Annotated in this window: 19 protein-coding genes; 16 read left to right on the top strand and 3 right to left on the bottom strand. The window is 66.3% G+C overall.

All coding sequences use genetic code 11. The annotated features are described in order from the left end of the window. Positions 1-2 precede the first annotated feature (2 nt). The 6 genes from AUP43_RS07390 to AUP43_RS07415 all read left to right on the top strand — a co-directional run bounded on the left by AUP43_RS07390 (position 3) and on the right by AUP43_RS07415 (position 5,947). Positions 3-797 (top strand): amino acid ABC transporter ATP-binding protein, encoded by a 795-nt coding sequence (locus tag AUP43_RS07390; RefSeq protein ID WP_084462628.1) that lies wholly within the window; start codon positions 3-5, stop codon positions 795-797. A 55-nt stretch (positions 798-852) separates the two neighbouring features. Then, positions 853-1,692: a transporter substrate-binding domain-containing protein gene (locus tag AUP43_RS07395; RefSeq protein WP_067554520.1), complete on the top strand. Its 840-nt coding sequence runs from the start codon at positions 853-855 to the stop codon at positions 1,690-1,692. Positions 1,693-1,757: 65 nt separating this feature from the next. After that, complete coding sequence (locus AUP43_RS07400; RefSeq protein ID WP_067554523.1) at positions 1,758-2,504, top strand: amino acid ABC transporter permease; 747 nt, start codon at positions 1,758-1,760, stop codon at positions 2,502-2,504. Continuing rightward, the gene (locus tag AUP43_RS07405; protein ID WP_067554526.1) at positions 2,501-3,211 is read left to right on the top strand and encodes an amino acid ABC transporter permease; all 711 of its coding nucleotides are present in this window, start codon (positions 2,501-2,503) and stop codon (positions 3,209-3,211) included. Before AUP43_RS07400 ends, AUP43_RS07405 begins: the two co-directional genes overlap by 4 nt. Positions 3,212-3,317: 106 nt before the next feature. Then, positions 3,318-4,655 (top strand): aspartate aminotransferase family protein, encoded by a 1,338-nt coding sequence (locus AUP43_RS07410; protein WP_067554529.1) that lies wholly within the window; start codon positions 3,318-3,320, stop codon positions 4,653-4,655. An 11-nt stretch (positions 4,656-4,666) separates the two neighbouring features. Beyond that, a complete protein-coding gene (locus AUP43_RS07415) occupies positions 4,667-5,947 on the top strand; it encodes an aminotransferase class I/II-fold pyridoxal phosphate-dependent enzyme (protein WP_067554532.1) in 1,281 nt (426 codons plus the stop codon). On the opposite strand, the gene AUP43_RS07420 is transcribed toward AUP43_RS07415, so the two are convergent. Beyond that, positions 5,944-6,669, bottom strand: a complete 726-nt coding sequence (locus tag AUP43_RS07420) for a GntR family transcriptional regulator (RefSeq protein WP_067554535.1) — start codon at positions 6,667-6,669, stop codon at positions 5,944-5,946. The two genes, AUP43_RS07415 and AUP43_RS07420, sit on opposite strands and share 4 nt — an antisense overlap. 120 nt (positions 6,670-6,789) lie before the next feature. Next, positions 6,790-7,578, bottom strand: coding sequence for an IclR family transcriptional regulator (locus AUP43_RS07425; protein WP_067554538.1), 789 nt, complete (start codon positions 7,576-7,578; stop codon positions 6,790-6,792). 267 nt (positions 7,579-7,845) lie between these two features. Here AUP43_RS07425 and AUP43_RS07430 point away from each other — a divergent pair, with 267 nt between their 5' ends. The 9 genes from AUP43_RS07430 (at position 7,846) to AUP43_RS19215 (ending at position 16,266) form a co-directional block, all read left to right on the top strand. Beyond that, the gene (locus AUP43_RS07430) at positions 7,846-8,703 is read left to right on the top strand and encodes a transporter substrate-binding domain-containing protein (protein WP_198154844.1); all 858 of its coding nucleotides are present in this window, start codon (positions 7,846-7,848) and stop codon (positions 8,701-8,703) included. 143 nt (positions 8,704-8,846) lie between these two features. Further along, positions 8,847-9,503, top strand: coding sequence for an amino acid ABC transporter permease (locus AUP43_RS07435; RefSeq protein WP_067554544.1), 657 nt, complete (start codon positions 8,847-8,849; stop codon positions 9,501-9,503). A gap of 13 nt (positions 9,504-9,516) precedes the next feature. After that, positions 9,517-10,164: an amino acid ABC transporter permease gene (locus AUP43_RS07440; RefSeq protein WP_067554547.1), complete on the top strand. Its 648-nt coding sequence runs from the start codon at positions 9,517-9,519 to the stop codon at positions 10,162-10,164. Beyond that, positions 10,154-10,948: an ectoine/hydroxyectoine ABC transporter ATP-binding protein EhuA gene (gene ehuA, locus AUP43_RS07445; protein ID WP_067554550.1), complete on the top strand. Its 795-nt coding sequence runs from the start codon at positions 10,154-10,156 to the stop codon at positions 10,946-10,948. Before AUP43_RS07440 ends, ehuA begins: the two co-directional genes overlap by 11 nt. Beyond that, the gene (alr, locus tag AUP43_RS07450) at positions 10,945-12,111 is read left to right on the top strand and encodes an alanine racemase (RefSeq protein WP_067554553.1); all 1,167 of its coding nucleotides are present in this window, start codon (positions 10,945-10,947) and stop codon (positions 12,109-12,111) included. The genes ehuA and alr overlap by 4 nt, the downstream gene beginning before the upstream one ends. Next, positions 12,108-13,403, top strand: coding sequence for a serine hydroxymethyltransferase (locus tag AUP43_RS07455; RefSeq protein ID WP_067554556.1), 1,296 nt, complete (start codon positions 12,108-12,110; stop codon positions 13,401-13,403). Before alr ends, AUP43_RS07455 begins: the two co-directional genes overlap by 4 nt. Before the next feature lie 35 nt (positions 13,404-13,438). Beyond that, positions 13,439-14,665 (top strand): CaiB/BaiF CoA transferase family protein, encoded by a 1,227-nt coding sequence (locus AUP43_RS07460; protein ID WP_067554559.1) that lies wholly within the window; start codon positions 13,439-13,441, stop codon positions 14,663-14,665. A gap of 12 nt (positions 14,666-14,677) precedes the next feature. Then, positions 14,678-15,841: a thiolase family protein gene (locus tag AUP43_RS19210; protein ID WP_067554562.1), complete on the top strand. Its 1,164-nt coding sequence runs from the start codon at positions 14,678-14,680 to the stop codon at positions 15,839-15,841. Between the two features lie 11 nt (positions 15,842-15,852). Beyond that, positions 15,853-16,266, top strand: a complete 414-nt coding sequence (locus AUP43_RS19215; protein WP_067554565.1) for a Zn-ribbon domain-containing OB-fold protein — start codon at positions 15,853-15,855, stop codon at positions 16,264-16,266. Between the two features lie 10 nt (positions 16,267-16,276). On the opposite strand, the gene AUP43_RS07475 is transcribed toward AUP43_RS19215, so the two are convergent. Continuing rightward, entirely contained in the window at positions 16,277-17,197 is a 921-nt protein-coding gene (locus AUP43_RS07475) for a DMT family transporter (protein WP_067554568.1), read from the bottom strand. A 186-nt stretch (positions 17,198-17,383) separates the two neighbouring features. Between AUP43_RS07475 and ku the strand changes: the two genes are divergently transcribed. Next, positions 17,384-18,202 (top strand): non-homologous end joining protein Ku, encoded by an 819-nt coding sequence (gene ku, locus AUP43_RS07480; RefSeq protein WP_067554571.1) that lies wholly within the window; start codon positions 17,384-17,386, stop codon positions 18,200-18,202. The last annotated feature ends 78 nt before the right edge of the window (positions 18,203-18,280 follow it).

Consider the following 18,280-nt stretch of genomic DNA (forward strand, 5'->3'; position numbering starts at 1 on the left):
CGATGACCGCAAGCAATCTCGCCACCGCCGCGTCGCCGGTCTCGCTGGCCAGCAAGCGCCCCGCCGCCGCCATCAAGATGCGCGGCGTGGTGAAGCGCTTCGGCGCGCTGGAAGTGCTGCGCGGCATCGACCTCACCATCGAGCGTGGCGAGGTGGTGGTGCTGTGCGGGCCCAGCGGATCGGGCAAGAGCACGCTGCTGCGCTGTATCAACGGGCTGGAGGCCATCGCGCTGGGCGAGGTGATCGTCGAGGGCGAGCATGTGCGCTCCAAGGGCTCGAAGCTGGATACGCTCAATCCCCGCATCGGCATGGTGTTCCAGGCCTTCAACCTGTTCCCCCACCTCACCATCCTGCAGAACCTGATTCTGGCGCCGACCATGGTGCTGAAGGTGCCGCGCGCCGAGGCCATCGAGCGCGCCCGCGCGCTGCTGGCGCGCGTCGGCATCGAGCAGAAGGCCGACGCCTTCCCCGACATGCTGTCCGGCGGCCAGCAGCAGCGCGCCGCCATCGCCCGGGCGCTGGCGATGAATCCGGAGCTGATGCTGTTCGACGAGCCGACCTCGGCGCTCGATCCGGAGATGATTCACGAAGTTCTCGATGTGATGCGCGACCTCGCCCATGAAGGCATGACCATGGTGATCGTCACGCACGAGATGGGCTTCGCCCGCGAGGTCGCCAGCCGCGTCGTCTTCATGGACGAAGGGCTGATCGTCGAGCAGGCGAAGCCGGATGCGTTCTTCTCGAAACCCCGGGAAGAACGGACCAAGCAATTCATCGGGAAGATTCTAGCCCGTTGAAAAAGAACAAGAAAAACACCCGTCAATCAACAACAAGCACGATGAACAGGAGGCCATGATGATACGCAAATTACCCTTTGCCGCGGCACTGCTGGGGGCGGTTCTCTTCACCGGCGCCGCCATGGCGCAGAGCATGATCGAGGAGGTCAAGGAGCGCGGCGTGATCCGCGTCGGCGTGAAGAACGACGCGCCCTATCTGGGCTTCACCGACGATAAGGGGCAGTTGGACGGCTTCGAGATCGACCTGGCCAAGGACATCGCGAAACGGCTGGGCGTGAAGATCGAGTTCGAGCCGGTGAAGGCCTCGAACCGCGTGCAGCTGCTGCAACAAAAGCGCATCGATCTGATCATCGCCACGGTCAGCCATTACCGCAACCGCGACAAGGTGGTCGATTTCACCATCCCCTACCTCTACACGCCGCAGACTTTGCTGGTGAAGAAGGGTAGCGGCATCAAGACCGTGGCCGATCTTGAGGGCAAGCGCGTCGGCCTCGACGCCGGTTCGGGCAGCGTGAAGAAGCTGCCGCTGGTGCAGCCCAAGGTGACGATCCAGACCTACCAGAACTGGCCGGAAGCCTTCTTTGCCCTGCAGCGCGGCCTGGTCGACGCGGTGGCGACCGACAACATCCTGCTGGCCGGCCTGCGCGCCGCAGCCCCCAATCCGGAGGAGTTCGAGCTGCTCGGCAAGGCGGGCTTCTATGGCGGCGGCTTCTACGCGGCGGCGGTGCGCGAGGATGATTCCAAGTCCCGCGACGCCATCAACTTCCTGCTGCAGGATCAGTGGCGCGACGGCACCTGGATGACGCTGTTCAACAAATGGCTGGGCAGCGAGTCGAAGCTGAAGATGACCCTGGCCGATTTCGGCGACTTCACCGTGCCCGACTGGGACGATTGACCATGCGGCGGCCGGGGCTTCGCGCCCCGGCTATCCGCCCTTGCCCTTTCGGCTGGAGATAGGCCGTGAATACCGATTTCAGCATTCTCTGGGGCGATCCTGGCACTCTCATCCTCTCCGGGCTGGTGGTGACGGTGAAGCTGGCGCTGTGCGCCTTCGCGCTGGCCATCATCATCGGTGTCGTCATGGGCACGCTGCGCTGGATCGGCTGGCGCGCGGTGGAGCCGTTCTGCTGGGTCTATATCGAATTCTGTCGCAACACGCCGCCGGTGGTGCAGCTGCTGTTCTGGTATTTCTCGGCCTCCTTCGTGCTGCCGATGCCGGTCTTCATGTTTCTGCGCGACTTCGGCTACGAGTTCGGCGCGGCGGTCATAGCCCTGGCCTTCTATCACGGCGCGTTTTACGCCGAAGTGGTGCGCGCCGGCCTGAACGCGGTGCCCAAGGGCCAGTTCGAGGCGGCGCGCGCGCTGGGGCTGGGCTTTTTGCAATCGCTGCGCCGGGTGGCTTTTCCGCAGGCGATCCGCGTGCTGGTCCCGCCGCTGGTGAACGAGACCACGGCGCTGATCAAGAACACCTCGCTGGCGATGGCCATCGGCGTGGCGGAAATGACTTTCCAGTACCGCGCCATCGATAATTTCATGTTCCGCGGGATCGAGGCGCTGACCGTCATCACCGTGCTGTACGTCATCCTGTGCCTGATCGCCGCCTGGCTCGGCCGGCTGATGAACGGCTATCTCTCCAAGCATCTGCACGCCCGCAACGCGACGGCCATTGCCGACCGCCAGATCGTCGGCGGGGAGATCATCCGATGATGGATAATTGGGCCCGCGTCTGGACCCCCGCCAACTGGGAAAGGCTGCTGGTCGGCGATTTGTTCAACCGGGGCGAGATCGGCGGCCTGGCGCTGACATTGTGCATCGGCCTGCTGGCCATTGCCGGCTCGACGGTGATCGGCGCGGTGGTCGGCATCATGCGCGCCTCCGACCGCAAGGCGCTGAACCTGCCGGCGACTTTGTATGTGCAGAGCTTCCGCAACGTGCCGCTGCTGATCCTGGTGTTCTGGGCGTACTTCCTGCCGCCGGTCTTCGGCATCCAGACCTCCAAATTCCTCAGCGTGCTGGTGGCGCTGACGCTGTTCACCGGGGCCTATATCGCCGAGATCGTGCAGGGCGGCATCCGCTCGGTCGCGGCGGCGAATCTGGAGGCGGCGCGGGTGCTGGGGCTGACGCCCCGGCAGATCCAGTTCTGGGTCGTGCTGCCGCAGGCCTTCTTCAACATGCTGCCGGCCCTGGCCGGCCGCTACGTGGTTTCGATGAAGAACACGTCGCTGGCCTTCCTGATCGGCCTGATGGATCTGACCGAGATCGGCAAGCAGATCGGCGCGCGGCTGATGACCTCCCCGGTCGAGGTCTATCTGACCATCCTGCTGATCTATTTCGTGGTGAATCGCGGCCTCGTCATGTGCCTGAGGCTGCTGGAGAACAGACAGAGTTTCAACCGACTGTTTCTGCGCATCTAGCGCCGGAAGACGGCCTTGAAAAGCCGCGAGCCGCCATCCCGGCGCTTCGCGGCGCGGAGAAGTGCGCTCTACGCACGGCTTAAGAAAGCATGAGGAGTACCTGAAAATGGATCGCAGCCAAGCAAAGCAGATCGTCACGGACTGGGTGTTTCCGACCGTCAAGTCCAGCTATATGGGCGGTCTCGAAGACCGGCCCATCCTGGCCAAGTCGGAAGGTCAGACCGTCACCGACACCGACGGCAAGACCTATCTGGATTTCCAGTCCGGCCAGATGGGCGCGGCCCTGGGCCATCAGCATCCGCGGATCGTGAAGAAGATCACGGAGACGATGAAGACCCTGTTCCACGCCTCCAACACCATGCTGAACGTGCCGCGCCTGAAGCTGCACGAGACGCTAGGCAAGGTGCTGCCGAAGCCGCTGAAGCGCTCGCTGTTCCTGGTCAGCGGCAGCGATTCGATCGAGGCGTCGATCGACCTGGCGCGCAAGGCGACCGGCGGCATGGACATGCTGGGCTTCCATTCCGGCCTGCACGGCTCGACCTCCTACCTCACCCGGTCGATGTCCTTCGCCTGGAGCCGCCGCAAGCATACCGTCGTTGCCCCGGCGACCTCCTCGATCATGACGCCGAACTGCTATCGCTGCCCGCTGAAGCTGGAGCATCCGACCTGCGAATTCGCCTGCATGAAGATCAGCCTGGAACTGGCGGACGCCAATTTCACCTCGCAGCCGGCCGGCTTCATCGGCGAGCCGGTATTGAGCGCTGGCGGCGTCATCGTGCCGCCCAAGGGCTACTTCAAGGCGCTGCGCAAGGAGCTGGACAAGCGCGGCATGCTGATGATCTTCGACGAATCGCAGACCGGCCTCGGCAAGATGGGCCATATGTTCGGCTTCCAGCTGCATGAGGGCGTGACGCCGGACATCATGACCCTGTCGAAGCATTTCGGCGGCGGCCTGCCGATCAGCGCCGTGGTCACCTCCGACGAGATCGCCCAGAAGGCGGTGAATAATGGCTATTTCGCCACCCGTTCGCACGCCACCGACCCGCTGCTCTGCGCCGCCGGCGAGGAGAGCGTGAATATCGTCGTGGAAGAGGATATGCCCGGCAAGGCGCTGCGCATCGAGAAGCGCATCAAGGCCGCGCTGGAGGAAATGGCGAAGGAGATCGATCTGATCGGCGACATTCGCGGTCATGGCGTGCTGATCGGCATTGAGCTGGTGACCGACCGGGCGAAGAAGACCCCGGCCGACGCCGCGACCGAGCAGGTGGCGCAGGCCTGCCTGGATGCCGGGCTGATCTTCCAGGTGCGCGGCTATCAGGGCACCAAGAACATCATCCGCCTGGTGCCGCCGATGACCAGCACCGATGCCGAGGTCGACCGCGCCATGTCGATCATCCGCGACGCGCTGCTGGTGGCCCAGAAATCCACCGCCGCGGCAGCCTGAGGGAGAGGGCGATGAAAGCAGCGACGCAAGAGAAACCCGCCCTTCGCACGGACCGGTTCGGCAATGTCGTCGATCCCACGGTCGGCTATGCGCGCGGCGCGATCCTGACGGGCGAGCTGGCGGAATCGCTCCGCCAGCAGCGCGCCTACGGCATCGTGCGCGAGCGCTACGCCCGGCTGGGGGATGCGGGCATCTTCAACCTGACCGGTTTGATCCGCGCCTTCCCGCTGGAGGATTCGGACGACGAGGCGATGCGCTCCTACGTGCATTTCATCGCCCGCTCGCAGAACGAGCTGGAATCGCTGGCGCTGGCCCGGATGGGCGGGGGCGTGGAAACCCATGCCGGCTTCCTGGCCACGCGCATCACCGCCGGCATGCTGGCGGTGATGCTCACCCTGCTGAAGCCGGGGGATCGCGTGCTTTCCCTGGTCGCCGACGACAGGTCGCATCCGTCGGTCCGCCAGGCGGTGGTGCTGGCCGGCGGCCGGTTCGAGGAGTTCACCGATCCCGACGCCTATGCCGAGGCCATCGCCACCGGCGATGCGCCGCGCATGGCGGTGTTCACCGCCATCTCGCCCTCGAAGAAGCATCTGGTCCAGCCCATCGTCGAGAAGGCGGCGGCGCTGGCCAAGGCGAAGGGCGCGCTGATCGTCATTGACGATGCGCATATGGCGGCGCGCATCTCGCTCTATGACGAATCGCCGGGTCTGGCCCTGGCCGGGGCGGATATCGCCGTCTGGTCGCTGGACAAGCATCTGGGCGGGCCGCGCTCCGGCTTCGTCGCCGGCAAGCAGGCGCTGATCGCGCCGATCAAGGCGCGGGCGCTGGCGCTGGGCGTCGAGGCCCAGCTTGGCCAGTATCTGGCCGCCGTGCATGCGGTGGAACGGTTCGATCCGGAACCGATCCGCGCCGCCGCCCGCATGTCGGAAACCATCCTGGAGGCGCTGCGGCCGGAGCTGGGGGACAAGGTCTATCTGGCCGGGGCCGGCATTGCCGTGGGCGGCGAGGATATGCTGGAGCTGGCCATGCGCCGCTCCAACATGCAGGCCAGCGCCCTGGTGCCCATCGAGGCGGTGGCCTATGCCTCCATGCGGGTGCTGGCGGAACATGGCGGGGTGATGATCCCGGCCGTCGGCATGCCGGGCGCGGCCTGCACCTTCCGCATCATGATGTATCCCGACGGGATGCGCATGGGCGAGCAGCGCATCCTGGCCGCCTGGCGCACCGCCATCGACGGGCTGAGCGCCGCCCTCGACGACCGCGCCCAGGTCGCCGCCTGGCTGCAATCCTAGGAGGCCAGCTTCAGCGAGTAGTAATACCGGTCGGCGCGGTAGTGGGATCGGAACAGGACCACGGAATGTCCCGCCTCATCCAGGAAATGCCGCATGATGTAGAGCAGCGGCGCGCCGACCGCGATATCCAGCATTTCCGCCAGGCCGGTATCGGCCACCTGGGCCTCGATGCGCTGGTAATCCTCCCACACCTCCAGGCCCAGCGTGCCGCGCAGCTCGCGCAGGACCGAGGTATGGCTGAGGTCGAGCTTGGCGATCTGCACCCCCAGCTCCAGCGACATGAAGGCCTCGTGATGGGCGAAGGGCGTGCCCTCGTAATGCCGCAGCCGCGCGATGCGGTAGATCATCTCCGTCGGCGCGGGGCGCAGCATCTGCTCCACGGCCGGCGGGGCGACGATGGGGCCTTTCTCCAGCACCGTGGCCTCGGTGTTGAATTTCAGGTCGCTGAAATCCTCCGACATGCCGGTCAGCCGGTGTTCGGTCAGCGCCGGCGGCAGCTTGGACACGAAGGTGCCCTGACCGCGCTGGCGAGTGATCATGCCGTCTTCCTCCAGCCCCTTCAGCGCTTCGCGGATGGTCTCGCGGCTGACGCCGAATTCGCTGCTCAGCCTGGTCTCGGTGGGAAGCTGGCTGCCGACGCTCATCTCCCGCTCGATCCGCCGGACCAGCATTTCACGGACCTGCAGATATTTCGGATAGGGGTTGAAGAAGCGTTTGCTCATGCGGTGTCGTCTCCCGTCTCAGGCCATCTTACACGCGTGGCGCTTGAAGTCGGGGTTATATGGCGCGGAATACCGCCGGAGTCTAGCCGACCAGACAAGCAATTGCCTGTGCGGCCAGGATCAGGCGGGCGTTCCGATATCGAGTGCCGCGGAAATTTTCTGCGACGCCTTGCGCAGGATGGGGATGAAGCGCTCGATCTCCTCGAAGCTGAGATGCGCTTCCGGCACCGAGGTGCCGAGGCCGGCGATCATGTTGCCGAAGGAATCGAAGATCGGCACGGCGCAGCCGACCACCCCCATGGTCAGCTCGCCGCGCGTCGACGCCCAGCCCTTGTCGCGCACCGTCTCGATCTGCGCCAGCAGGGTCTTGGCGTCGCAGATGGTGGTCGGCGTGAAACGCTCGAACGTCACGTCGCGCAGGAAACGGAACAGCTCCGCATCCTCCATGCCGGCCAGATAGAGCTTGCCGATGGAGGTGCAGTAAAGCGGGGCGGAGTGGCCCGGCTCGAACTGCAGGCCGACCGAGCGCACGATGCGCGCGGCGTCGATATAGACGATCCGCCCCTCGGACATCACGCCGATCTGGCAATGTTCCTTAATCTCCTGGGCCAGCGCCAGCAGGATGGCGTGCGGCCCGTCCGCCGCGAAGGCGGCGCCGACGATGCTCAACCCAAGCTCGGTCAGGCGCGGGCCGGGCACGAAGCGCTTGGAGCCCATCGCGCGCTTCAGGTAGCCGCGCTCTGCAAGCTGGGTGGCGATGCGGTGCACCGTCGGGTTGGGCAAGTCCAGGCGGCTGGCGATCTCGGTGATCGAGACCGGGCCGCGATTGCCGACCACGCAGTCGATCACCGCGAAAATCCTGTCCGATGGGGCCTCGCCGGCCGTCTTCTCCCTGTCCGTCGCGTTCATTGCGCCCTTTCTCGTTGCATGGCGGAGCATGGCTTTATCGCACTGACGAAAGATAGGCAATTAATTGCGTTTCTCGCTTGACGACTCTTTTCTAATTTAAAATAATAGAAAAAATAATTCCAGAAAATGGAATTCATAGGAACAAGGACGAATCACGCATCGTCCCGAAGGCGGAAAATGCCGCGTTCCACAGTCAGGTTGGTTTTCACGTCCCAGGGCGCCGTTCCCGTACGCGGCGACCCTTCAGGTCAATCAAGGGGGACTTTCATGTCACTATCGATATTCCGCGCCGCGAGGCTGTTCGCCGTCATGCTGCTGCTGGCGGCCGCGATGCTGCTCTCCGCGCCGCAGAGCCATGCCCAGGGGTCGCGCCTGGACGAAATCATCAAGCGCGACAAGCTGATCGTCTCCACCTTCAGCACCGCGCCGCCGCTCTGCTTCACCGACGAGAAGGGCGAGCTGGTCGGCTTCGACATCGACATTGCCCGGCTGATCGCCAAGGGGCTGCTGGGCGACCCGAACAAGATCGAGTTCGTCACCGTCACCAGCGAGGGCCGCTGGCCGTCCGTTCTCTCGGGCCGGGCCGATTTCGGCATCGCCTCGACCACGGTCTATCCGGACCGCGCGATCCGCGTGGCGTTCAGCTACCCCTACATGGATTCCGGCATCTCGGTGCTGGTGCGCAAGGATGCGGCGGTGAAGTCGCTGGCCGAGCTGAACAGCGACAAATTCACCCTGGCCAACCTGTCCAACCCGCAGATGGCCGACCGCGCCAAGCGCTTCATGCCGAACATGAAGGTCATGACCTTCGACACGCCGAGCGCGATGTTCCTGGCGGTGAAGACCGGTCAGGCGACCGCCATGCAGATGGATACGCCGGTGGTCGACTGGTACGTCGCCAACAATGACGATCTGACGACTGTGCCGGAACTTCTGGGCAATGTGCAGAACAACGCGATCTTCATGAAGCCCGGCGACCATACGCTGTGGCTGTATATCAGCACGGTGGTCCAGGAGCTGCGTCACGGTTCGCGCTATGACGAATATTCCGAAGTGTTCAAGAAGTGGTTCGGCCGCACGCCGCCGCCGCAGCGCTTCTACATGAACACCGCCGCGACGAAGTAAGAGTCCGGCGTCCGGCGGGCGCGGGTGTGGCCCCGCCCGCCGGACACCCCTCCAACCCGCGCCCGCCGCTTTCGACCCTCCGAGCCAGCCGCGCTTCGGAAACGGTCGCGCGCGTCCGGATCCGGGCTTCCTGGAAGGCTGACATGTCGTTCGACGTCAATTTCATCCTGCGCAACCTGCCGGTCTTCCTGGAAGGGTTGACGGTGACGGTGCAGATATCGGCGCTGGCCATCGCCTTCTCCCTGATCTGGGGGCTGGTGGTGGTGATCGCCCGGCTGTCGCGCGTCAAGGCGCTGCGCGGCCTGGCCGCCGCCTATGTCGAGCTGGTGCGCAACACCCCGGTGCTGGTGCAGATGTATTTCATCTTCTTCGGCTCCGCCGTCGCCGGCTATCCGATCAGCGGCTTCATGGCCGGGCTGATCGCGCTGTCGGCGCAGAATGGCGGCTATGTGGCCGAGATCTACCGCGCCGGCATCCAGTCGATCAGCCAGCGCCAGGTCGAGGCCGGCATGGCGCTGGGCATGCAGGGGCGGCAGGTCTTCTCCATCGTTGTGCTGCCGCAGGCGATCCGACGGGTGATCCCGCCGATCAGCAACCAGGGCATCGTCATCATCAAGGACACGGCGCTGGTCTCCACCCTGTCGGTGGCGGAGATGACCTACCACGCCCGGCTGCTGACCGACCGCACGGCGGCGGCCTATGAGGTGTTCTTCACGCTGGCCTTGTTCTACCTGCTGGTCACCACGGTCTTCTCCGGCGTCATGCGCCTGCTCGAATGGCGCTTGCGCGTGGCGCAGTAGGAAGGGGCCGGACATGTTCGACATATTGATCGCAAACGGCCACCTGCTGCTCGCCGGCGCGGTGGTCACGCTCTACCTCTCGGCGGGGGCGGCGGCGATGGCCGCCGTGCTGGGGGCCGGGCTGGCGCTGTTGCAGCTCTTCGCCTTCTGGCCGCTCCGGCTGCTGGTGGAGGCCTATCTCTACATCATGCGCGGCGTGCCGCTGCTCGTGCTGCTGTTCGCCATGTACTACATGCTGCCCTATGCTGGCGTGAACGTGAATCCGACCGCCGGCGGCATGGTGGTCATCGCGCTGTATTTCTCCGCCTTCATGAGCGAGGTGTTCCGCGGCGCGATCCTGGCGGTGCCGAAGGGCCAGTGGGACGCGGCGCGGGCGCTGGGCATGTTCGGGCGCACCATGATGGTCATCGTCGTCGCTCCGCAGGCGCTGCGACTGGCCGGGCCTCCTTTCGTCAATACCTGCATCATGCTGGTGAAGGGCACCTCGCTGGTCTCCATCATCGGCCTGCTTGAGGTCACCATGGCCGGCCGGCAGATCGTCGAGCGCACCCTGGCGCCGTTCCAGATCTTCACCGGCGTGGCCGTCATCTACTTCCTCATCTGCTACTCGCTGTCGGTCTATGGCCGCTACCTGGAAAGGCGGACCAGCTATGTCCACTAAGCCAAACCCCACGCCCGCAATCGCCGTCGACGGCGTGTCGAAATGGTTCGGCAAGCTGAAGGTGCTGGATGAGGTCTCGACCGCCGTCGCCCCCGGCGAAGCGGTGGTCGTGATCGGCCCCAGCGGTTCGGGCAAGACCACGCTGCTGCGCTGCATCAACCTGCTGGAGGAATTCCAGGAAGGCGAAATCCGCATCGACGGGGAGCCGATCGGCTATTCCGGCAGCGGCGGCCAGCGCATCCGCCGGCCGGAGCGCGAGGTGGCGCGCATGCGCGCCCAGCTCGGGATGGTGTTCCAGAGCTTCAATCTGTTCCCGCACATGAACGTGCTGAAGAACGTCATGGTCGCCCCGGTGCGCATCAAGGGCGTGCCGCGCAAGGAGGCGGAGGCCATTGCCGTCGACCTGCTGGAGCGGGTCGGCCTGGGCGACAAGCTGGCGTCGATGCCGGCCAAGCTGTCCGGCGGGCAGCAGCAGCGCGTCGCCATCGCCCGGGCGCTGGCGATGAATCCGGAGCTGATGCTGTTCGACGAGCCGACCTCGGCCCTCGACCCCGAACTGGTGGGCGAGGTGCTGGGCGTCATGCGCCAGCTGGTGGAGGAGGGGATGACCATGGTCATCGTCACCCACGAGATGCAGTTCGCCCGCGAGGTCGCGCACCGCGTGGTGTTCATGGCCGAGGGCAAGATCGTCGAGCAGGGGCCGCCGGACGATCTGTTCGGCAACCCGCAATCCGAACGGCTCCAGACATTCCTGAAACGCTTCCGCGAAGGCTACATGATATGAGCGGGATTCCCGAACGCACCAGCGGCGGCCGGCCGCTCTGGGCCGAGATCGACCTGGACGCGGTGGCCGATAATTTCCAGGCCTTGCGCGCCATGGTCGGCCCCGATGTGCGGATTTATGCGTGCCTGAAGGGCAATGGCTATGGCTGCGGCGTGGAAGCGGTCGGGCTGCGGCTGGCGGCGGAGGGGGCGGAGGCTTTCGCGGTCGGCAATATCGACGACGCGCTGCATCTGCGCGCCGCCGGCATAAGCCAGCCGATCCTGCTCTACCCCACCTGCCTGCCGGATGCGCTGGAGCTGGTGACCGGCCATGACCTCACCATCACCATCTCCAGCATCGAGGAGGCGGAGGCCTGGGCCGCGGTGGCGACCCGGCCGCTCGACGCCTTCATCAAGCTGGATGTGGGCGCCTTCCGCGCCGGCGTGGCGCCGCATGAGGCGGCGGCGCTGGGCCGGCGCATGCGGGAGCTGAATTGCTTTCGCCTGGCGGGCATTTACGGCCATCTGAACCTGCCCGATCCCACCGGCATGGAGCCCTATGCCGCCTGGCAGTTCGACCGCTTCAAGGACTCGGTGGCGGCGATGCAGGCCGACGGCACGGCGCTGCCGGTGCGCATGGTCTCCGGCACTGCCGCCGTGATGCATTACCCGGAGATGGATCTGAACGCGGTCGATCCCGGTCGCATCCTCTATGGCATCGGCTTTGCCGGAACCCGGCGGCAGCCTGACCTGAAGCCGGCGCTGAAGGCGCTGAAGGCCCGGCTGATCCTGTGCAAGTCGCTGGCCGGGGAGGATATGGGCGGCTACGCCCCGCCCTTCGCCGTGCGGCCCGGCATGCGCCTGGGCATCATCCCGCTGGGCTGGGGCGACGGTTTTCCCCGGCCGCTGCCGGAAGGGGCGCTGGCGCTGGTGCGCGGCAAGCGCGTGCCGCTGGTCGGCCCGACCCATTTCGAGCATCTGCGCATCGACCTGACCGACGTGCCCGAGGCAGCACTGGGCGACGAGGTGGTGCTGATCGGCAGCCAGGGCGACGAGACCCTGCCGGTGGATGAGGTCGCCCAGCGCTGGGGCCTCACCGCGCTGGAGCTGGTCGGCACGCTGCGCGCGCATATCCATCGCCGCTATGGCGGCCTTCCATCCTCACGCAAGGAGACTGCGGCATGAGTGTCGCCACGCCCTGGTCGGCCGATTTCGCCGCCGACCTCACTACCGCCGATCCGCGCATCCAGCGGCTGATCGCCGCCGAGGAGACCCGGAACAACGGCACCGTCAACCTGATCGCCTCGGAGAGCTATTGCCCGAAGGCGACGGTGGAGGCGGAAGCCTCGATCCTGGTGAACAAGAACGCGACCGGCTATCCGGCCGAGCGCAACGTGGCCGGTTGCCAGGTGATCAACGAGATCGAGGAACTGGCCTGCGCCCGCGCCCTGGCGCTGTTCGGGGCGGAGCACGCCAACATCCAGGCGCTCAGCTCCACCATCGCCAACATCGCCGTGCTGCGCGGGCTGCTGAAGCAGGGCGACACCATCCTGTCGCTGCGCGAATCGGCCGGCGGCCATCACAGCCACGGCGCGCGCTATCACGTCTCCGGCCAGGACTACAAGGTGGTCGGCTTCGGCGTCGACGAGGCGGTCGGCGCCATCGATCTGGAGGCGGTGCTGAAGAAGGCCAGGGCCGAGCGCCCGGCGATGATCGTCGCCGGCTCGACCGCCTATCCGCGCGCCATCGATTTCAAGGGCTTGCGGCGCATCGCCGACGAGGTGGGGGCGCTGTTCTTCGCCGATATCGCGCATGTCGCCGGGCTGGTGGTGACCGGGCTGCACGAGAATCCGGCCCCCTATGCCGACGTTGTCACCACCTCGACCCACAAGACCTTCTGCGGCCCGCGCACCGGCGGGCTGATCCTGTCGCGCAAGGCGCATGCGGCGGCGGTGGACGATGCGCTGTTCCCCGGCATGCAGGGCGCGCCCGGCGCGCACATCATCGCCGGCCGGGCGGTGCTGTTCGACATCGTCTCCCGCCCCGGCTTCAAGGCGCTGATGACCCGCGTGCTGGAGAATGCGCAGCATCTGGCGAAGGCGGTGCTGGATACCGGCATCCCGCTCTATCTGGGCGGCACCGACACGCACATGGTGGTCGCCGACCTGCGCAAGCTGGACGTCTCCGAGGTGGCGCTCGACCGGGTCCTGGAGGAGCACAACATCCTGTGCAACCGCATCACCCTGCCGATCCGCGACGGCGATGCCAGCCGCGTCGGGCTGCGTCTCGGCTCCAACGCCATGACCATTCGCGGCATGGATGCCGAGGGGCTGGCCACCGCCGCCCAGGCCATCGCCAGCATCGTCCGCCGCCCAGACCGGGCGCTGGACGCCGGTCTGGCCAAGCGCATGCGCGCCCTGGGCGATGCATATCCGGTGCCGCTGGGCTTCCTGCCGCAGCAGGCGGCGGCTGCCTGAATTTTCAAGAAAACACCCGTACCGCACGAGGAAACATGTCCGCTCAACAGAATACGGCCGCTTCGGGCAAGGGGCCCCTGGCCGGCCTGCGCGTGATCGATGCCGGCACCATGATCGCCGGCCCGCTGGGGGCGACCCAACTCGCCGATTTCGGCGCCGACGTGATCAAGCTGGAGCAGCCCGGCATCGGCGACCCGATGCGCCACTGGACGCCGATGAAGGATGACAAGTCGCTGTGGTGGAAGGTGATCGGCCGCAACAAGCGGCTGATCACGCTGAGCCTGTCGAAGCCGGAAGGGCAGGAGATTTTCCGCGAGCTGGTGAAGACCGCCGATGTGGTGATCGAGAATTACCGCCCCGGCACCTTCGAGAAATGGGGGCTCGGCTATAAGGAGCTGGCCAAGATCAATCCGCGCCTGGTGCTGGTGCGGGTGTCGGGCTTCGGCCAGACCGGCCCGTACAGCCATCGCGGCGGCTATGGCACCATTGCCGAGGCGTTCAGCGGCATCCCGTCCTTCACCGGCTTTCCGGACCGGCCGCCGACGCTGCCCGGCTTCCCGATGGCCGATTCGGTGGCCGCCACCTTCGCCGCCATGTCGGCGATGTTCGCGATCTATCGCCGCGACCAGGGCGGGGCCGGCCACGGCCAGGAGATCGATGTCAGCCTGTTCGAGCCGATCTTCCGGCTGACCGAGGCGCAGGTGATCGGCTTCGACCAGCTCGGCATCGTGAAGACCCGCCAGGGCAACCGGCTGGCCGAGGATTCGCCGCGCAACACCTACGAGACGCGCGACGGCAAATGGGTCGGCATCTCCGCCAGCTCGCAGAAGACCTTCGAGCGGCTGGCCGCCGCCATCGGCCGGCCGGACATGATCACCGACCCGCGCTTCACCAGCAACGCGGCGCGCTGCGAGCATGCCGACTATCTGGACGGCATCATCGCCGACTGGTTTCGCCTGCATGACGCCGCCGAGGTGTCGCGCATCTTCGACGAGGCTGATGTGGTGGCCGGGCTGGTCTACGACATCCAGGACATCGTGAACGACCCGCATTACCAGGCGCGCCAGAGCATCGTCGACGTGCCGGACGCGGATTTCGGCTCGGTCCGGATGCAGAACGCCATCCCGCGCTTCGTCGAGACGCCGGGCGAGGTGCGTTTCGCCGGCGCGCATCTGGGCGCGCATAACCGCGACATCTATCTGGGCGAGCTGGGATTGACCGAGGCCGATCTGGCGCGCCTCGCCGAACAGCAAGTCATCTGAGGGGCAGGGATCATGACGGACCATCCTTTCGACGGCGTGCGCATCGTCGGCGTCGGGCAGACGCTCTACGAGAAGCGCTCGCAGAAGCCGATCCACCGCATCCTGTGGGAGGCGGCCGACCTGGCGCTGAAATCGGCCGGGCTGAAATGGCGTCAGGCCGACGGGCTGGCGCTGACCAGCTTCGTGCTGCCGCCGGACAATGTGGCGACGGTGGCCGAGCATTTCGGCCTGGAGGCCCGCTTCCTGTTCCAGGGCCTGTATGGTGGGGCCAGCGGCATCATCGGCATGATGCATGCCGCTCGCGCCATCCGCGACGGCGATGCGGAGGTGGTGATCTGCCTGGCCGGCGACGCCTTCGACGTGGCGGCGCATAACGAGATGCTGGACCGCTTCAACGGCTCGGTGCGCGACTATCTCTCGCCCTACGGCTTCGGCGGGGCGAACGGCATGTTCGCGCTGCACACCCGGCTCTATATGGAGCGCAACGGGGCGACGCGGGAGGATTTCGGCCGGCTTTGCGTCGCCCAGCGCGAGAATGCGCTGCGCAACCCGAACGCGTTGTTCAAGGAGCCGCTGACGATGGACGCCTATCTGAACGCCCGCGAGATCGCCGATCCGCTGCGGCTCTACGATTGCGTCATGCCGTGCTTCGGGGGCGACTGCATCATCCTGGCCAGCGAGAAGGTGGCGCGCACGCTGAAGGGCCCGCAGCTGCGCATCCTGGGCGGCGGCGAATACCATAATTTCCCGGCCAACGACGTCTATTCGCTGAGTGCGGGCTGGGAAGGCTTCTCCGACCGGATGTACAGCCGCGCCGGCATCGGCCCGAAGGATCTGCATTTCGCGCAGCTCTACGACGATTACCCGGTGATGGAATATATCCAGCTCGAAGGCATGCAGATCAGCCCGAAGGGCAAGACGCATGAATGGCTGCGCAAGACCGACGTGACCTGGAAGGGCGAAATGCCGATCAATACCGGCGGCGGCCAGCTTTCCGCCGGTCAGGCCGGGGCCAGCGGCGGCATGATCGGCGTGGTCGAGGGGGTGCTGCAGCTGCGCGGCGAGGGCGGCGAGCGCCAGGTGAAGTGCCAGCGCGGCGTCGTCTCCGGCTACGGCATGGTCGCCTATGGGCGCGGCCTGTCGGCCAGCGCCGCCATTCTCGAACGCATCGATTGAGGGAGCCGATCATGAGCAAGCCGATGCCCCGCATCACGGCGGTCAACCGTCCCTATTGGGAGGGCTGCAACGCCGACAAGCTGATGCTGCAACGCTGCACCGCCGCCGATTGCGGCCAGTACATCTTCTATCCGCGCGTCTGCTGCCCGCATTGCGGCGACGGCGATCCGGTGTGGGAGCAGGTCTCCGGCCGGGGCCAGGTGCTGTCCTACACGCTGGTGCAGCGCCCGCATCACGAAAGCTTCTATGCCGAGGCTCCCTTCGTGTTCGCGGCGGTGACGCTGGAGGAGGGGCCGCTGATCTATGGCCGCATCGAGATCGACGCCGCCGAGGCCGAGGGGCTGAATGGCCGGCCCGTCGCCATCGTGTTCCGCGACGACCAGCTGCCGGGCCAGAAGCTGCCCTTTTTCCGCCTGACCGCCTGACCGCCTGACCCTAGCGGCTGGCCAGCAGGGCCAGGATGCCGAGTACGATGAGGGCGATGCCGGCCAGCTCCGACAGGCGCGGCCGCTCGCCGAAGGCCAGGCGGGAGACCAGAACGGTGAACACCAGCTCGATCTGGCCGACCGCCTGCACCTTGGCCGGCGTCTCCAGCGTCATCGCCAGGTACCAGCCCATCGAGCCGGCGATGCTGGTCAGGCCGATCAGCAGGGCCTTGGGCGCGTTCGCCAGCATCAGCGCGAATTGCCGGCGTTCGCGCGCCACGACATAGACCGTCATCAGCACTGTCTGGATCGCCGACATGACCGTCAGCACGGTCAGCGCGCGCAGCAGCGGGTCCTGATCGCCCAGCGATTGCGCCCCGGCGCGGATCGTCACCGCGCAGACCGCGAACAGGAAGCCGGCGGCCAGGCCGATCCGCGTCGCCGGGGCGGACAGGTCGCGCAAGCGGCCGCGCCAGCCCGCGCCGCTGGCCTGCGGCATCAGCGACAGCAGGAACACGCCGGCCAGGCTGACCAGCACGCCGAGCCAGGACATCAGCCCCAGCGCCTCGCCCAGGATCATGCTGCTCAGCAGCGCCACCTGCACCGTCTCAGTCTTCGCGAAAACGGTGCCGACGGCGAAATTGCGCAGCCGGAAGGCGATCAGCAGCAGCCAGGTGCCGATGATCTGGCAGGTCCCGCCCAGCAGGCACCACAGGAAGAAGCTGCCCGGCAGCGACGGCATGTCCCGCTCCGGCCCCAGCAGCAGGATCGCCAGCAGCACGCCCGCCCAGGGCGCGCCGAACAGGTAGCGCACATAGGTCGCGCCGATGGCGCTCATCGTGCCCGACAGGCTGCGTTGCAGGGCCGTGCGCACGCATTGCAGCGCCGCCGCCACGACCGTTACCGCTATCCAGGGTTCGAGGAAGGTCACACGCGATCTTTCCGCTGCGCGGCGTGGACGCCACGATCCAGAATCTCGTTTAGCTGTATCGGATGCCGCCGTGTCTTTGAAGCTAATTGTATGTCGTCGGCGGCGATGGCCGGGTGCCGTCGTCATCGCCGGAACAGCCGGTCGCGCAAGGCGTTATGAGACTATCGAATAGCGAAGGATGGGCATGTGCCGCGATCGTTCTGGAAGGGCTATCTGAAGCTGTCGCTAGTCACCTGCCCGGTGGCGATGACGCCGGCGACGACCGAGCGGGAAAAGCTGCGATTCCACACGCTGAACCGCGAGACCGGCAATCGCGTCGTCAGCCGCTACCTCGATTCCGTGACCGGCAAGCCGGTGAAGGAGAAGGACGAGGCCAAGGGATATCCGCGAGGCGAGGATGAGCATGTGGTGCTGGAGGATGACGAGCTGGACGCCGTCGCCCTGGAAAGCACGCGCACCATCGATATCGACATGTTTGTGCCGGCCGATTCCATCGAATGGATCTGGTACGACACGCCGCATTACCTGACGCCCGACGACGCGGTCGGCGAGGAGGCCTTCGCCGTGATCCGCGAGGCCATGGCCTCGACCGGCACGGTCGGCATCTCCCGCCTGGTGATGTATCGCCGCGAGCGCGCGGTGATGTTGCAGCCGCGCGGCAAGGGCATCGTGCTCTGGACCCTGCGCTATGGCGACGAGGTGCGCCCGCCCGGCGATTATTTCGGCGATATCCCGGCGGAAAAGCCGGATGCGAAGCTGCTGAAGCTGGTCGCCACGCTGATCGAGGAGCGCAGCAAGCCCTGGGATCCCGCCATGGTCGGCGACCCGGTGCAGGACAAGCTGCACGACATCATCGCGGCGAAGAAGAAAGGCCGCAAACGCCCCGCCCGCAAGAAGCCGGACGCGGCCGAGGCGGAGGAAGCGCCCAGCAACGTCGTCAACATCATGGACGCCCTGCGCAAGAGCCTGTCCGCCGAATCCAAGGCCGGCAAGACGAAGCGCTGAGCGCCCCGCTGCCTCCCGCGAGTTCCGCCCCCCGTACCCTTCGAGACGCCAGCTAACGCCGGCTCCTCAGGGCGAGGG

Origin of the sequence: Oceanibaculum pacificum (genome assembly GCF_001618175.1) — a bacterium.
Lineage (GTDB): Bacteria > Pseudomonadota > Alphaproteobacteria > Oceanibaculales > Oceanibaculaceae > Oceanibaculum > Oceanibaculum pacificum.

Bases quoted from the DNA above. Each gene is read 5' to 3' on its own strand.
- AUP43_RS07390 (WP_084462628.1), top strand. From the start codon at position 3: ATGACCGCAAGCAATCTCGCCACCGCCGCGTCGCCGGTCTCGCTGGCC.
- AUP43_RS07395 (WP_067554520.1), top strand. From the start codon at position 853: ATGATGATACGCAAATTACCCTTTGCCGCGGCACTGCTGGGGGCGGTT.
- AUP43_RS07405 (WP_067554526.1), top strand. From the start codon at position 2,501: ATGATGGATAATTGGGCCCGCGTCTGGACCCCCGCCAACTGGGAAAGG.
- AUP43_RS07410 (WP_067554529.1), top strand. From the start codon at position 3,318: ATGGATCGCAGCCAAGCAAAGCAGATCGTCACGGACTGGGTGTTTCCG.
- AUP43_RS07415 (WP_067554532.1), top strand. From the start codon at position 4,667: ATGAAAGCAGCGACGCAAGAGAAACCCGCCCTTCGCACGGACCGGTTC.
- AUP43_RS07420 (WP_067554535.1), bottom strand. From the start codon at position 6,669: ATGAGCAAACGCTTCTTCAACCCCTATCCGAAATATCTGCAGGTCCGT.
- AUP43_RS07425 (WP_067554538.1), bottom strand. From the start codon at position 7,578: ATGAACGCGACGGACAGGGAGAAGACGGCCGGCGAGGCCCCATCGGAC.
- AUP43_RS07430 (WP_198154844.1), top strand. From the start codon at position 7,846: ATGTCACTATCGATATTCCGCGCCGCGAGGCTGTTCGCCGTCATGCTG.
- AUP43_RS07435 (WP_067554544.1), top strand. From the start codon at position 8,847: ATGTCGTTCGACGTCAATTTCATCCTGCGCAACCTGCCGGTCTTCCTG.
- AUP43_RS07440 (WP_067554547.1), top strand. From the start codon at position 9,517: ATGTTCGACATATTGATCGCAAACGGCCACCTGCTGCTCGCCGGCGCG.
- ehuA (WP_067554550.1), top strand. From the start codon at position 10,154: ATGTCCACTAAGCCAAACCCCACGCCCGCAATCGCCGTCGACGGCGTG.
- alr (WP_067554553.1), top strand. From the start codon at position 10,945: ATGAGCGGGATTCCCGAACGCACCAGCGGCGGCCGGCCGCTCTGGGCC.
- AUP43_RS07455 (WP_067554556.1), top strand. From the start codon at position 12,108: ATGAGTGTCGCCACGCCCTGGTCGGCCGATTTCGCCGCCGACCTCACT.
- AUP43_RS07460 (WP_067554559.1), top strand. From the start codon at position 13,439: ATGTCCGCTCAACAGAATACGGCCGCTTCGGGCAAGGGGCCCCTGGCC.
- AUP43_RS19210 (WP_067554562.1), top strand. From the start codon at position 14,678: ATGACGGACCATCCTTTCGACGGCGTGCGCATCGTCGGCGTCGGGCAG.
- AUP43_RS19215 (WP_067554565.1), top strand. From the start codon at position 15,853: ATGAGCAAGCCGATGCCCCGCATCACGGCGGTCAACCGTCCCTATTGG.